This window comes from Lysinibacillus sp. NPDC093216 (assembly GCF_050280325.1).
In the GTDB taxonomy this organism is placed as follows: Bacteria; Bacillota; Bacilli; order Bacillales_A; family Planococcaceae; genus Lysinibacillus.
The window spans coordinates 1-14,044 of record NZ_JBNNVB010000017.1; the positions used below are offsets into that span (position 1 = coordinate 1).

14 protein-coding genes are annotated in these 14,044 nt (G+C 35.7%); 7 read left to right on the top strand and 7 right to left on the bottom strand.

Annotation, left to right across the window (positions count from 1 at the left end; all coding sequences use genetic code 11):
• Positions 1-103 precede the first annotated feature (103 nt).
• Positions 104-232: a hypothetical protein gene (locus ACQKOG_RS17385; protein WP_256469430.1), complete on the bottom strand. Its 129-nt coding sequence runs from the start codon at positions 230-232 to the stop codon at positions 104-106.
• A gap of 197 nt (positions 233-429) precedes the next feature.
• On the opposite strand from ACQKOG_RS17385, the gene ACQKOG_RS17390 reads away from it, so the two are divergent.
• Positions 430-915: a hypothetical protein gene (locus tag ACQKOG_RS17390; RefSeq protein WP_370081626.1), complete on the top strand. Its 486-nt coding sequence runs from the start codon at positions 430-432 to the stop codon at positions 913-915.
• 587 nt (positions 916-1,502) lie between these two features.
• Here ACQKOG_RS17390 and ACQKOG_RS17395 read toward each other — a convergent pair.
• The gene (locus ACQKOG_RS17395; RefSeq protein ID WP_370081585.1) at positions 1,503-2,081 is read right to left on the bottom strand and encodes a YdcF family protein; all 579 of its coding nucleotides are present in this window, start codon (positions 2,079-2,081) and stop codon (positions 1,503-1,505) included.
• Positions 2,082-2,766: 685 nt separating this feature from the next.
• Between ACQKOG_RS17395 and ACQKOG_RS17400 the strand changes: the two genes are divergently transcribed.
• The 5 genes from ACQKOG_RS17400 (at position 2,767) to ACQKOG_RS17420 (ending at position 6,953) form a co-directional block, all read left to right on the top strand.
• Positions 2,767-3,135 carry a MerR family transcriptional regulator gene (locus ACQKOG_RS17400; protein WP_427447724.1) on the top strand — a complete coding sequence of 123 codons (369 nt, stop codon included), beginning with the start codon at positions 2,767-2,769 and terminating at the stop codon, positions 3,133-3,135.
• Between the two features lie 32 nt (positions 3,136-3,167).
• Entirely contained in the window at positions 3,168-4,496 is a 1,329-nt protein-coding gene (locus ACQKOG_RS17405) for a hemolysin family protein (RefSeq protein ID WP_370081583.1), read from the top strand.
• Positions 4,497-4,664: 168 nt separating this feature from the next.
• Positions 4,665-5,069: a hypothetical protein gene (locus tag ACQKOG_RS17410; RefSeq protein WP_370081581.1), complete on the top strand. Its 405-nt coding sequence runs from the start codon at positions 4,665-4,667 to the stop codon at positions 5,067-5,069.
• Positions 5,070-5,238: 169 nt separating this feature from the next.
• Positions 5,239-5,688, top strand: coding sequence for a helix-turn-helix transcriptional regulator (locus ACQKOG_RS17415; protein WP_370081579.1), 450 nt, complete (start codon positions 5,239-5,241; stop codon positions 5,686-5,688).
• Positions 5,689-6,218: 530 nt separating this feature from the next.
• On the top strand, positions 6,219-6,953 hold the full coding sequence (locus tag ACQKOG_RS17420; RefSeq protein ID WP_427447627.1) for a metallophosphoesterase: 735 nt from the start codon (positions 6,219-6,221) through the stop codon (positions 6,951-6,953).
• Between the two features lie 36 nt (positions 6,954-6,989).
• On the opposite strand, the gene cyoE is transcribed toward ACQKOG_RS17420, so the two are convergent.
• On the bottom strand, positions 6,990-7,940 hold the full coding sequence (gene cyoE, locus ACQKOG_RS17425) for a heme o synthase (protein WP_402869599.1): 951 nt from the start codon (positions 7,938-7,940) through the stop codon (positions 6,990-6,992).
• A 327-nt stretch (positions 7,941-8,267) separates the two neighbouring features.
• Here cyoE and proC point away from each other — a divergent pair, with 327 nt between their 5' ends.
• A complete protein-coding gene (gene proC / locus ACQKOG_RS17430) occupies positions 8,268-9,068 on the top strand; it encodes a pyrroline-5-carboxylate reductase (protein ID WP_370081573.1) in 801 nt (266 codons plus the stop codon).
• Positions 9,069-9,133: 65 nt separating this feature from the next.
• Here the strand turns inward: proC and ACQKOG_RS17435 are convergent, their stop codons facing one another.
• The 4 genes from ACQKOG_RS17435 to ACQKOG_RS17450 form a co-directional block, all read right to left on the bottom strand.
• Positions 9,134-9,787: an alpha/beta hydrolase gene (locus ACQKOG_RS17435; RefSeq protein ID WP_370081571.1), complete on the bottom strand. Its 654-nt coding sequence runs from the start codon at positions 9,785-9,787 to the stop codon at positions 9,134-9,136.
• Between the two features lie 266 nt (positions 9,788-10,053).
• Complete coding sequence (locus tag ACQKOG_RS17440; protein ID WP_370081569.1) at positions 10,054-10,611, bottom strand: hypothetical protein; 558 nt, start codon at positions 10,609-10,611, stop codon at positions 10,054-10,056.
• A gap of 172 nt (positions 10,612-10,783) precedes the next feature.
• Positions 10,784-12,964: a bifunctional diguanylate cyclase/phosphodiesterase gene (locus tag ACQKOG_RS17445; RefSeq protein ID WP_370081567.1), complete on the bottom strand. Its 2,181-nt coding sequence runs from the start codon at positions 12,962-12,964 to the stop codon at positions 10,784-10,786.
• Between the two features lie 300 nt (positions 12,965-13,264).
• Entirely contained in the window at positions 13,265-13,966 is a 702-nt protein-coding gene (locus tag ACQKOG_RS17450) for a tetratricopeptide repeat protein (RefSeq protein ID WP_370081565.1), read from the bottom strand.
• Between the last annotated feature and the right edge of the window lie 78 nt (positions 13,967-14,044).

The following is a 14,044-nucleotide window of genomic DNA, read 5'->3' on the forward strand; positions in this document are numbered from 1 at the left end:
CTATATGGAGACAACATAAAAAATAGAGAAATCCGAATTTGAATTCATTCAAATTCGGATTTCTCACTAATTGAAGCTAGTTATGTCCCAGCCTCTTCTTCTTTTATACATCAAGTATCCCTCGTAACCAACGCTCCACAAAATTCTCAAAGGTAATGCCATAATTTTCGTAAACAGCATGGTACACGAAATAAGTTCCTAATCGCTCAAGTAATTCATCATTAATCTTCATCACAAACCGCTCCCTTTCTTCAGAAAATTTACTAAATTTTCAGATTTTTAAAACTCCAATTTCTCGACATTCAAGTGGAGGTCGCATCGTTGCAAAACCGTCACAATCTGCCGCCTTCATGCCCTTTTTTCATAGTTTTCTTTTCGTTACTATAGTAGTATCAACTTGCAATACTGGAGGGACTACTTGTGAGATGGATGACAAAGGTAGCTTGTATAACATGTCTTTGCGCGTTGCTAACTGGCTGTGGTAATCGATTATCAGAAATTAAAGACGCGGTTTCAGACATAAACTCAGCAGCAGAAACTGCAGCCAGTGCAGTTAGTCGTGATGTACATGCTGTACGAGCAATTGCCATTAACTACAAAGATACATCTTTTACGGTTAATGACCTATTTAAAACTATTTTACGTGACGTACGCTGGGATTATGACGCCGAAAAAAGTGAGCTTCATGTGAGAGGCACATGGCAAGCACCACTATTTTCTGAGCAACCGTGGGATGATACGATGAAAAAACAACTAGCAGAAACAGGCGTAGTAAAGGTTACATGCACTATTAACAACAATAAAATTGATAGCGCCCTCACAAATGTAACACTTATTTTTAATGACGAAACGATTCTAGAAATGACTGGTGAGGATGCACTTCATCACCTATATGATACATATTTACAAAAATAAACTCCGTAGCTTTTAAACAAGGTTGTTTTCTCAAAGATTGTTACTGTAAAAAAAGGCAGATTTTATCTACAAAACGTGTAGAATAAATTCTGCCTTTTTTTCTGATATAATCGGAAATTTAACTAAAGCTCCCTGTTTGTTTAAGTTTATTAATTCATACGATAAGACTATTTATTAGCAAACAGTAGGCAAGATTAATATCTTTTACTTTCCCACCGTAAGCCCTTGCGTTCATAAAAATGGTACCGCCAACTGAACCAGGGATACCATAAGCGAATTCAAGCCCGTTAAAGAGTTTGTCTATGCGAATTCTGATACGTCAATAATAGCTACGCGGGTTGCTCGGTAATAGTGTTCTCTTCTCAACTAATGGCTGTGAGGTACGTAAGGAATAATACACCCCCACGGATACCTCATTCCTTTAAGATCAAGTTAGAACCGTTCCCTAAGACAGTTCTTCCGTATAGCAATAGTTCAAACGTTTACGATTGGGCTATATAAATGACTATATCGGCTGAACCGCCTGTTTTTGTTTAATTGTTAGTGTTATTGTCTGGCAACTTCTTCTAGGCTGTTATTCTGTGATGCTAGGTGAGGATATGTATTTTTTCTAAATAATACTTCACGATAGCTAAATATTCTCTGGAGTAGTACTTAATACGAAATTCAGATGGTGTTGCAGCCGGTAAGCCAGTTACGTTAAGTCCTAAATCTTCAGCAATGGACTCGGCTCGATATAGATGGAATCGGTTTGTTACAACTACAACTGTGGAATCTTTGTCTATGTAATCCATTGAATACTGAAAGTTTTCAAGAGTTCGAGTAGATTTGGATTCGGTGATGATTCGTTGTTCATTAATACCTAATTGAATTAATGATTCTTTAATTACAGAAGCTTCAGACACAATTTCGTCCTGCCCTTGGCCACCAGAAGCTATTGCAATTGTATTTTGATTTTCTTTTAAGTATGCAGCTGCGGTTGAGATGCGCTCGAACAGCAGACTAGACGGTTGATCCCCCGATAAACGAGTACCTAAAATAATGAGGTAATCTGCATTTTCTTTCGCAGTATCTTTGCCTTGAGATACGATAAGTAAGTGTAGGCAAAGGAAAAAAACAAGTACTGCCGCGAGCAATATAGTGATATGCTTGAATATCTTCTTCATAATAACCTCCTTATACACTGTAACGATTGACATTATATAAATTATCGGTAGCAAATTTCAATATATGAGATTGTTTTAAGGCTTTTCTAAAAGATCGTTGCTATTATTTAGTCTGTGGAACTCCTTTTAATCTTAATAATCCAATCAGCTTTATAGTAAGACGAACGGAATGGTGTGATGTTCCAACTTTTCTTCACCTAACCTGCACTATTAAGTGAAGAAACAACAATCTTTGAGAAAGCATCCTTAATGCTGACGCTTCGCTTTCGCACAGAGCAAAGCTTCCTAGGGGCGTCAGATGAGCCGCTTGGGGCAACAGATGTTTTTTGTGCGAAAGCGTAGTGCTAATGTAGCGGCAGCGGCTGGATGTTGGCCAGGAAGGCGTTATCACAGGACGTGATGGTTTTAGCCTTCGTTCCCTACTTGCTTCAGGGTCTCATCTGTGACTGTTTAACATGACATTTTATTGACTAATTTATTTTTTCAAGGATATACAGCTTTTCTAACATTTAGTTGTTAAGAAAGCTATTTTTATGTTCATCCATAAATAAGCCCCTCCCTGAAAGAAATCTTACAATTTTGAAATATCGGGCTCTTCTAATTGAAACTGACTAAACTAGCAAGTTATAATCAAAGTATCACGTGATGGTTTGGAGGTGTTTGCATTGGGACAGAGAGATTAAAAATTGGCGAGCTTGCAGAAAAAACAGGCATTACCAAAAGGACAATCGATTATTATACAAACATTGGCTTATTAGAAGCCGAACGTTCTGCATCCAATTATCGCTACTATGCCCCTACAATGATTGAACGACTTCATATTATTGAACAACGCAAACAACAAGGTCTTTCACTCATAGAAATACAACATGAACTAAACACTTCGCATGAAGAAATCGATGTGCAATTACTACGTGTAAAAATGCAGGATGTAACTTCTCTACTTGAACAAATAAACAAACAAGACAATAAATATATCGAAAAGATTAAAAAAAATGTTTCACCCGAAAGTATTGCGCTCATGCAATCTTTATTTTTACTTATTCATAATTAGGAGGTGACGTTCTGTTCATACAGAACGACTATTTGGAGACCATACTCAACTTATCGATTTTCACCATTTTATTAGCTTTAACTGGCTTTTTCGTAGCAACGGAATTTGCTATTGTAAAAGTACGTTCCTCAAGACTTGACCAATTAATTGCAGAGGGCAACAAGAAAGCCATTTCTGCAAAGTATGTTGTCGATCATTTAGACGAGTACTTATCTGCCTGTCAGCTTGGTATTACTGTAACAGCGCTTGGTATCGGGATGGTCGGTGAAAAAACCTTTGAATTTATGCTACACCCTCTTTTTAACTTGATTGGCATTTCAGATAAATATATGACGATCTTTACAATTGGTAGTGCTTTTGCCATTGCAACATTTTTACATGTTGTTGCCGGGGAGTTGGCACCAAAAACTGCTGCGATCCAAAAGGCTGAAACGATTACACTCCATTTTGCCAAACCTATTATGTTGTTCTATAAAGTGATGTATCCATTTATCTGGTTCCTGAACGGCTCAGCTCGAGTATTAATTGGCCTATTTGGTATGAAGCCTGCTTCAGAGCATGAGTTATCACATACAGAGGAAGAATTACGATTACTGCTATCTGAAAGCTTTGAAAGTGGTGAAATTAATAAAACAGAGCTAAAGTTTGTGAATAATGTCTTTGAATTTGATGAACGTATTGCTCGTGAAATTATGGTTCCTCGAACAGAGATTGTTGGAATTGAAAAAAATGAATCTTTTACAAATATGATTCAATTTATCGCCGATGAAAAATATACTCGCTATCCTGTTTATGATGGTGATCGTGATAATATTTTAGGCTTTATCAACGTTAAGGAATTGTTTACACACAGTTTGCTTGAACAACTTACAGACGATTCATTAATCCTTGAAGATTTCATTAATCCTGTTATACGAGTAATTGAAACGATGCCTATTCAAGCATTACTTGTGCGTATGCAAAAAGAGCGAATTCATATGGCTATTTTAATGGATGAATACGGCGGGACATCAGGGCTTGTAACAGTCGAGGATATTTTAGAAGAAATAGTAGGTGAGATTCGAGATGAGTTCGATGATGATGAAATTGCAGAAATCCGAAAAGTAAGTGACAATCACTATATTTTAAACGCAAAAATTCTCATTGAAGATGTTGAAAAACTATTAAATGTAACACTTGAAGCAGAAGAAGTCGAAACATTGGGCGGTTGGTTTTTAACTGTAAATAACGGCATTAAAGCAACTAAAAATATTGAGTTGGCCCCTTATATATTTAGTATCTATGAGCAGCAAGGCCATCGTATTCATTACATCGAAGTTCGTCCCCTTCGCAACATTTTGCCTGCTGTATTAGAAGCATAATCTGACTAATACGGTTTTCTTAATAGTTTATAACAGTTTTAACTCCATTACTATCATTTAAATGGGCCTATTCTAGTTTTTCCAAATACTTTTGTCTCATTCCATTATTAGGCATATCCATATATAATAAATATATGGATATGATTCTATTTTCAGGGGGCAATACATATGAAATTGTTTAAACTATATCATTCGGACGGTATTCATATCATTACTGACGTCAAAAAACACAAAACTAACATTGAATTAAAAACAATTACAGGTGAAGTATTATATATTATCGTCGTAACAGATGAAAACTACACAGTATACGATGATCGTTTTGCTGGTGCTTCAAAGCAATTAAATTCTGTGGAGGCATTTGATATTGACGGAAACTTCCGTAGCCTAGATTTTGATAATATGCGTTCACTCTTCAAAGAGGCATTTACGAAGCTATTACAAGAGATTGCAGAATGTGTCAATGAAAATGAGGAACTAGTAGATATTGATACACTACGTCATAAAGTAAGTGCTCAAATTAAAGGTATCCATTTCCGCGTTATTTCTGACACAAAAAAATATGAGATTTAAATATCTAACAGGCTGTCCAATCAATAGATTGATGGGATAGTCTGTTTTTTCGTTTCAATATTCAGTACTTTACCCGTTAATTAACCACAGTTACCCGCGAAACAACAAACATCTCATACTACTTTCATGTATAATGGTATTTAATTATCTGAAAGAAAGGGTGTTTTGGATGAATCGTGAACAATTAATCACACTTATTTCGGAAAAACTGAAATTAATCCGTACCGAAAAAGATTTAACACAGGATCAGATGAGTGATTTACTAGGACTCTCTAAAAAAACACTTGTTCAAATTGAAAAAGGTCGTATTTATACTGGCTGGACTACAACGGTTGCAGTTTGTGCATTATGTCGAGAAAGCACAATTTTACAGCATGAGCTTGGCGGGGATCCACTTGAGGTTGTCGACTTAATCGCTAACAACGGAACATTACATCCTAAGGAAAAGACGATGGGTGGATACATATGGTGGAAAAATCTTAGCGAGTACAAAGGTTATCGTCTACAACAAAACGTCATTAGTCAGCATTTTCGAATTTTAGATACAAACAACTATCGACTACTATCAACATTCGACGAGTCAATAGTTAAGCAAGCATGGGAAAACTTTCAAGAATAATCAATTATGCCTCGACATAATTGTAGCTGTCGCTTCGCTTTCGCTACAAAAAACATTCGCTGAAAGAAGTTAAAGTACTGTACTTGCACATAACGTAGAAGCATTGCATCCAAATACTTCTACGTTATACACAAGTAGAAAGAACCTTTATAAAAGCTGTACGATACCGCCAGTAATGGACTAATTGTAATTTGGGTCTCCTGTTTTTGTTGTACCACTTCACCTCTCCTTGCTCTTTTCATTTACACCACGAGTCTTAAATTTCATTTAAACCCTATAAATGATGTGTTTTCCATAATTCCGTTAAAATAGCTGTAGCAAATTCACTCTTCCTCTATTCCAACACTATAGACGAATGAATACAGAAATGAAATCACTTCGTCATATGATAAAGTGTAACTAGAAACCGATAGTATGGAGTAATAACATTACAACCAAACTTTTGGTTAAAAGTTACATTAGTCGAAATTTGTAAAATTATTCTCTATACTAAATAATAGCTTCTCTAATACTGGAAAGGATGCTCTTTTATGGATCGAATACTAGCAATTAGTGATATACATGGGGAATTAGAACTTTTTGAAGAATTATTATTAAAAGCTAATTATGATACTGTGCAAGATCAGTTATTTTTACTTGGTGATTATATTGATCGTGGGCCTGCATCTTGTGGCGTTTTAAACTTAGTCGGAGAATTGCAGGCAAAAGGTGCACGTGTTCTATTAGGAAATCATGAAGCCATTATGCTAAAAGCCTGCCGCTCTGGTCATCCTAAGCCGTGGAATCATTGGGTGGAACTTTGCGGTGGCGAGACAACACTTGCAAGCTATGGTTATCAGTTAGACGATTTTAAGGAAGTCATTGAAGATGAGACATTACCTAGCTTTATTCAGTCCTTACCAAAGCTCGAAGAACATTTACAGCTTATCGAAACCTTTGATACTTACATCGAATTAGAGGATGCCATTTTTGTACATGGCGGTGTTGTTCCTGGTGTAGCTTTAGCAGAAACAGATCCCTTGCAATTTTTATGGATTCGCGAAGAATTTCATGCAGGTTATCAAGGCGAGAAAACTGTAATCTTTGGCCATACACCTACCTATAGACTTCACCAAAACCCAACAGATTACAGTGTCTATTTTGGCGAAAATAATATCATTGGTATAGATGGTGGAGCTGTTTTTGGAGGTCAGTTACACGCATTAGAATGGCCAAGTCATCAAATAATATCGGTGGAAAAGGAAAAGCCAACAAGTATAGAATAACCTGTTGGCTTTTCGTGCTGAATGGAGATAATAGTTTTAATACAATTTAAAAATAACACCTACTAAAGAGTACACAATAACCGTTGTAAATAAAATTGTCATATGGATAAGTGAGAAGACAAACATTTTTGTCGCCCACTTTATTTGATCTTTATTACTATGATAACCGTAAATACTCATCACAAGCCATGCAATGCTTAGCAATAATGCAACAAGCATAATGCCAACACTTAAAGTGCCAAATAAAAAACTTGATAATATTAATAAGATTAAATAAAAGTTCGTTTGATAATAAGTACGACGCATCCCTTTTACAACTGGAAGCATTGGAACGCCGGCCGCTTCGTAATCAGCATGCTTACGAATGGCAATGGCATAGAAATGGGGCATCTGCCAAATAACCATAACTAAAAATAGACCAAGTATCGCAGGATGTGTAATATCAGAAGAAACAGCGGCCCAACCAATATAAGCTGGAATCGCCCCACCTACACTCCCAATTTCCGTATTATAAATCGTATGTCGTTTTGTCCACATTGTATAAGGTACTACATATAAAAATACCCCTAAAAGACCAAAGCCCGCAGCTAATGGAGAAGCAAGGGCCAACACAGCTGCCCCAATGATGAGCATGGCAAAAGCTAAAGTTAACGCTGTTTTAGCTGACATTTCACCAGTTACAGTTGGTCGACTTTGCGTACGAGGCATTATTGCGTCAATGTCGCGGTCATACACATTATTAAATGCTCCAGCAGCACCAATAACAAGTGCTGAGCCAATCGTTGCGAAAATAATTTCAGGTATATTCTCTACAAAAGTCATTTTATTTTTGTACATACCTAGCGTTAAACCAGCCCACATAGGAATTAAATTGGATTTAATGATTCCTGTTTTTACTGTCTGCGCTAAAATAGAAGAGCGTGAGGACTTCTCCAAGGACTTCTTGGAAGATTGTAGTTTATGCTCCGTTTTTAGATTTTGTTCCATTCATCTTAATTCCTTTTCTCTCTTAATTTCTACACGCTTTACCATTAGAAAGCGACAAATTTTGCATTAGTCATATCAAATTATTATTCTACCTCTTTTAGATAGAGTCTGTCTCAATGTTCACATAAAGTACATCATTTTCTTACTCTTTATATTCTACCCAACGAAAATAGAGATACACGTTCATTCACAACATCTTCTATGATACCACCGACTGACGTGAATTTGAACCTAATTGGCTTGATTCTTTGCATATTACTATTCAAGTAAAACAAACTACTCTATACTAAGGTGTATGTTTTAACTATATAAAGGAGTGTCTACCACGTGAAATACGGATTTATCGGCCTTGGAAATATGACAACGGCCATTATTAAAGGAATGTGTAAAAGCGGAGATTTTGATCCTACTTTTATTTATGGCTATAATCGTACCAAAGCAAAAACAACAAAATTAACAACCTCTTACGGTATTCAAGCCGCAAGCTCTATTGAAGATATTATGTCGAATTGTGACGTCATTATCCTCGGTGTCAAACCCCAAATGTTACCAGATGTTTTACCAGAGGTGAAAAAGCATTTACAAGACAACCATGTCATTGTTTCTATCGCGGCAGGTAAAAACATTTCATATTTTCAAGGTTATCTATCTGAAATTACCCCTATTATTCGTGTAATGCCAAATATTAATGCGCTTATCGGTGCCTCTACAAGCTGCTATATAGCGAGTGAAGAAGTATCCGATGTGCAGCTACAGCATGTCATTTCACTGTTCGAAACAGTTGGCACAATAATCGAGGTCCCTGAGCACCTATTTTCCATATTTACAACTATTGGTGGTGCTTCACCAGCCTTCACCTATATGTATATTGACGCTTTGGCACGTGCTGCTGTACGTGAAGGGATGCCAAAAAACATGGCTCTTGATATTGCAGCAAATGCAGTACTCGGCAGTGCAAAAATGATTATACAATCTCAGGAACATCCTTGGGCCCTTGTAGATCAGGTATGCTCACCGGGAGGGACAACTATTCAAGGTGTATCCTCATTACAAAGTAATCATTTTGAAACAACGATTCACGATGCAGTTACTGCAGTGACCGACAAAGATCGAAGCTTATCAAAATAGAGCTTGATTGATCTACTAAAGAATAAAAATAAAACCGAGACATCTTTCATGTCTCGGTTTTCATTTCATTGAATATTATCCTGTAATTCCTGTGCTAAAAATGCAGTTAAGTCACGTAGGTTTTCTGGTGTAACACCATGACCGTCTGGATACTGCTTAAATGTCACAGTCGCTCCAAATTGCTCAAATATTTCTTTACTTTCAGTACCCCATTGCGACGGGATGACATAATCATAATCACCATGAGAAATAAATGCATGTAAGTGATCGATTGGGCGAATTGCATATTCCACTGTCACGAATTTCGGTGTGTAGCCACTTAAAGCTACTATTCCTGTAATTAAATTACCCATTGCAAAAGCAAGTGACTGTGCCAAAACTGCTCCTTGACTAAATCCAAGCATGTACACTTTATGTGGATCAACTTGATATTCATCAATTGCCTCTAGCACAAATCGTTGTAGAGCCACTAATACTTTATCGAAAATTTCACGGTCTGGTTTACCGATGTCTTGGATTGTGAAAAAAGCATAGCCAGGCTTTTGCGTAATAGGTCCACGTAAACTAAAGATATGACATTGCTCTTTAAAGTCCTGCACTAACTGTGGTAAATCATCTTCATTGCTTCCCATTCCATGCAATAAAAAAATCGCTGGATATTTTCTATTTGGATCCATATTCGTTGGTTGTGTATGTTTAAATGTAAATGGTGTATTCATTAAAAAATTCCTTTCAGGTGAACTTAGTGTCACCTTATTATACTGCAAAAAATATCTAGACAAAAACAGGATTGCTTCGTTATCATAAATAGTTTTTGGTGCGTACGATACGACACTTGGAACACGATGTTTTTATAAACGAAAGCGTTATTATAGAACGTATGCTTTTAGCCTTCATTTCTCTCTCAACTCGCTCTAAGGCACTGCAATCGACTTATATACATGACATAAAACAAATATTATCTCAACTTTTGTAATGAGCCAAACTATATTAACTTTGTCTTATTAATAAGACCATCAGTATGATAAGCAATATAGCCGTTAACTATACGAATCGTTTCTTGTGGATCTGCGTTAAATAGCACTTTTGATTGCTCTGGAGTTGAGGCAAGTACCGTTAATAAATCTATGCGCATTGAATGTCCAGCAGAGCTATAAGCATAATCGTAAACAATATCTTCCTCTGTCACATTGTCTGTCACATATTGTTTATGAAACAATTCTTTAGCGGCATCCATTTGTTCCGCGACCTGCTGACGAATACGCATTTGATGCATCAATAGCTCTTCCTCAAGTACAGTGGCCTTTAACCACTCTTTCTTTTCAAGCATCTTCAGAAATTCGTTTTCCCAAACTTGCTCATTTTCAGTAAAATACAGCATATTCATCATTAACATATCCCAAAAATCAATTTGAGACTGTGCCGATTTACGCTGCATCTCTATTACTTCTTTAAAGTGCTCCTCAATCTTCGTAATATTCATATTGCGCACTAAATGATTACATACATTTTCAATAAATTTATTTGCGACTTCTTGTGCCATCAAAAAACCCGTCCTTTATATCTACAAATCATTTCCCCACTATCATACCATGATTGTAGAATAGAAAGAAACGGTTGACGTTTAGGTCTACAATGTAGGCTTTCATAGTTTTACATAGCAAACAAAAAAACATCCTTGTTATAAGATGAAACAAGGATGTTGCATGAACACTTTATACTTCAGATGTAGTAATTGAATCTAAAATAGACTTTGCATCATTGTGAAGCGATTGATAGTTCTCCTGTAAAATATGCGGAGGTACAGGTTTGCTGAATAAGAAGCCCTGTACAGTATCACATTTGCTGTCTATTAGATATGATAGCTGTTCTATCTCTTCTATTCCTTCTGCAACTACCTTTAACTGTAGATGCTTTGCCATAGAGAGAATCATGTCAACTAGTGCCTTATCTGTAGAGTCCGATTGTATTTTCTGAACGAAAGACCGATCGATTTTTAAACAATCTATAGGAAAATCCTTCAAATAAGATAATGACGAATAGCCCGTTCCAAAATCATCTACAGCGATCGTAATCCCAAGCGCCTTCAATTTGTGTAAAATCGTCGTCATATGATCAATATTGATGGTCATACTTTCTGTTATCTCTAGCTGTAAATATTTTGGCTCTAATTGCGTTTTCTCAAGAACATCGTGAATTATTTCAACTAAATTTTGCTGAAAAAGTTGACCTAATGACAGATTGACTGCCACTTTAATCGGTGGCAATCCAGCTGCTTCCCAACTCTTTACTTGTTTACATGCTGTTTCTAGTACCCATTGTCCTATAGGTATAATTAATCCCGATTCCTCAGCAATTGGAATGAAGACTCCCGGCGAAATCCACCCCTTTTTTGGATGCTGCCATCTAACTAAAGCCTCTACTGACTTAATTTGACCCGTATGTAAATCTAGTTGTGGTTGATATTCTAAAAAAAGCTCTTGCTTCGCTAATGCATCATGTAAATCAGTTTCTAATAAAAGTCGTTCTGTCGTTTCATTAGATATTGAAGACTCATAGAACCTAATGCGTGTTGGCGTTTTCTGTGCTTCGTGCATGGCATAAAATGCAAATCTAATAAGTTCCTCTTCCCTATAAGAATCAGTTGGAAATAAAGCAATACCAATATTTAATTGACTATTGAGAGAAAAATGTTGTACTTGAAATGATTCTTCCATGACAAGTTGGAGCTTTTGACTTAGCTGCGTCAATTGATGGGTATCATTCACCTGATCAATATAAACGACAAAATAATCTTCTCTTAGTAAGCATAGTAAATACTTTTCTGGTAAAACATTTTTCAATCTTTGCGCGATTAGACTTATCATTTGGTCTGCATATGTACTACCTAAAGACGCTTTAATAGCAGCAATTCTTTCTATACCGATAGCAAGAATTGCCTTTTGGGATTTAGATATGTATAACTCTCTCTTTAATGATTCCATTAAAAAACGTTCATTTGGTAAATTCGTAATCTCATTATGGTAAGCCATATGATGCATCTTTTCACGAGATTTTTCTAAATGCTCTTGTGTATCAACTAACTGCTGAAAAGGTTTTTCAATAGATGAAAAATAAATAGCTCTAAATAAAAGATAAGATGCACCTAACTCAAACATATGTCCTATGAAGTTTTTAATATCAGAAACATCTTGATACATGGTATAAAGAAAATCACTCATTATTAAATAAATCGAACTACATAATAATAAAAATATAATTTTAGGTGCTTTTTTAAACTTTAGAAGTAATAGAGCCATAATCACCAAATGGAAAGCTACAGCTATATATTGCAAAGTATTTTTTAAAACAGTGGGACCTTCACTTTCTATCAAAAGTGGTGGCAATATAGGCGTTGGGGCATAGATAACGACAAAACAACCAGTGATTATTACAAACGGTAAGCTATAAATAAACCAACGATAAATCGATTTTATTTCCTTTTCCTTTATAAAAAAAATAATGAGAAAACCAATCGATAATAGTAATCGACAAAACATGTAAAACCATGTTGATGCATACGGCGTACTTTCAGTAATAAAAAATGGCATTCCTTTATAGGAAAGTGCGTGAGCCATTTCTAATAAGCTAATCGTTAAAAATAATGACCCAGCATAGAGGACTTTATTCGATAAAATATAAGGCGTAATTAACCATGCCTGAATCGAAATAGACATTGTCACTACAGTAATAAGCATTTCCATCATTAAATGAAGCGTTACATAATTGTTCTCTCCAAATATCCAATAAAATTTATCACTACCCAAATCAATTACGATTAATAACACCAGTGATAATAGGATAAATTGAATGCCCTGCTTCACAAATGAAAAATCTTCATTAAATTTCCACATCATAACACCCCTTCTTAATCTCTAAATAATCTCCTTCCATATACTGTTTTATCGATGTATTTAGGATAATTATACTATAAAACTAACACTAAGAACCAACTTTTCAACTAAATAAAAATAAAAATTTAGGACTAAATATTAAAATAAAGTGAAGCTTCAATCAGTAGGAGGGGTTCTTCATCCTACACTGAATATTAATCTTCACTTATCAGGCTTTTTCGAGATAAAAAGTATCACTACAAAAAACATGTGCTGAATTAAAATAAAAAAGATGCCTCAACTTATTGAGACATCTAATAATTTTTATGAAAATACATAGCTATCCATATTATCTATCGTATTTTGGATCGCATCTTTTAAGGAACGCTGATGTTCGCCACAATCAGCTATTGCCTCTTCTAATGTAATCGCAGCATTTGCCATAAACGGTGCCATCTGCAAATCCTTCGCTAATTGAATAAGAACAAGTGCTTTATTCCATTTCCAACGCGCATTTTTTGGATCCAAGTTAATAGCTTGCTCTAAGTAGCCAAGTGCATCAAATGGCAACCACCCAAAGCGATGCATAGTTTGACCTGTGATGCCCCAATATAACGCCTTGTTAGGGTTTTCTTTTACTGCTTGTCTAAAACAATGGACACTCTCATTGTAATGATGTGCAAACAAAAACAGTTCACCTTGTGTAAAATATGATTGTGCCTTCTCATTTGAAGTACCTGTTGTTGCTACATCCTCAAGCTCTTTAATACGCTTTGAAAACTCTGTTTCATCTTTTATCGCACGAATTTCGACTACGGTATCCGATTCAGGATAACTTTCATCCGCTCGTTCTGCATGTTGAGTTTCAACAACCAGTGCAGACTTTGGATAGCTAGCAAAATCGTACTCTTCTAATAATTTAATATATTTATCAGCTAACACTTTCTCATTTTCATCTGTAACTTGTTTAGCCGCCTCATAACACTTCATTAGCTCACCATTATAAAAATAATCATCCATTGTCATTCAATCTTCCTCCAATGTACAACTCTTCAGTATATTTAGTATACACTACAAAATTCAATTATGCCTCGGCATAATTAC

Coding starts and splice junctions, on each gene's coding strand:
- ACQKOG_RS17385 (WP_256469430.1), bottom strand. CDS start 232: ATGAAGATTAATGATGAATTACTTGAGCGATTAGGAACTTATTTCGTG.
- ACQKOG_RS17390 (WP_370081626.1), top strand. CDS start 430: ATGACAAAGGTAGCTTGTATAACATGTCTTTGCGCGTTGCTAACTGGC.
- ACQKOG_RS17395 (WP_370081585.1), bottom strand. CDS start 2,081: ATGAAGAAGATATTCAAGCATATCACTATATTGCTCGCGGCAGTACTT.
- ACQKOG_RS17410 (WP_370081581.1), top strand. CDS start 4,665: ATGAAATTGTTTAAACTATATCATTCGGACGGTATTCATATCATTACT.
- ACQKOG_RS17415 (WP_370081579.1), top strand. CDS start 5,239: ATGAATCGTGAACAATTAATCACACTTATTTCGGAAAAACTGAAATTA.
- ACQKOG_RS17420 (WP_427447627.1), top strand. CDS start 6,219: ATGGATCGAATACTAGCAATTAGTGATATACATGGGGAATTAGAACTT.
- cyoE (WP_402869599.1), bottom strand. CDS start 7,940: ATGGAACAAAATCTAAAAACGGAGCATAAACTACAATCTTCCAAGAAG.
- ACQKOG_RS17435 (WP_370081571.1), bottom strand. CDS start 9,787: ATGAATACACCATTTACATTTAAACATACACAACCAACGAATATGGAT.
- ACQKOG_RS17440 (WP_370081569.1), bottom strand. CDS start 10,611: ATGGCACAAGAAGTCGCAAATAAATTTATTGAAAATGTATGTAATCAT.
- ACQKOG_RS17445 (WP_370081567.1), bottom strand. CDS start 12,964: ATGATGTGGAAATTTAATGAAGATTTTTCATTTGTGAAGCAGGGCATT.
- ACQKOG_RS17450 (WP_370081565.1), bottom strand. CDS start 13,966: ATGACAATGGATGATTATTTTTATAATGGTGAGCTAATGAAGTGTTAT.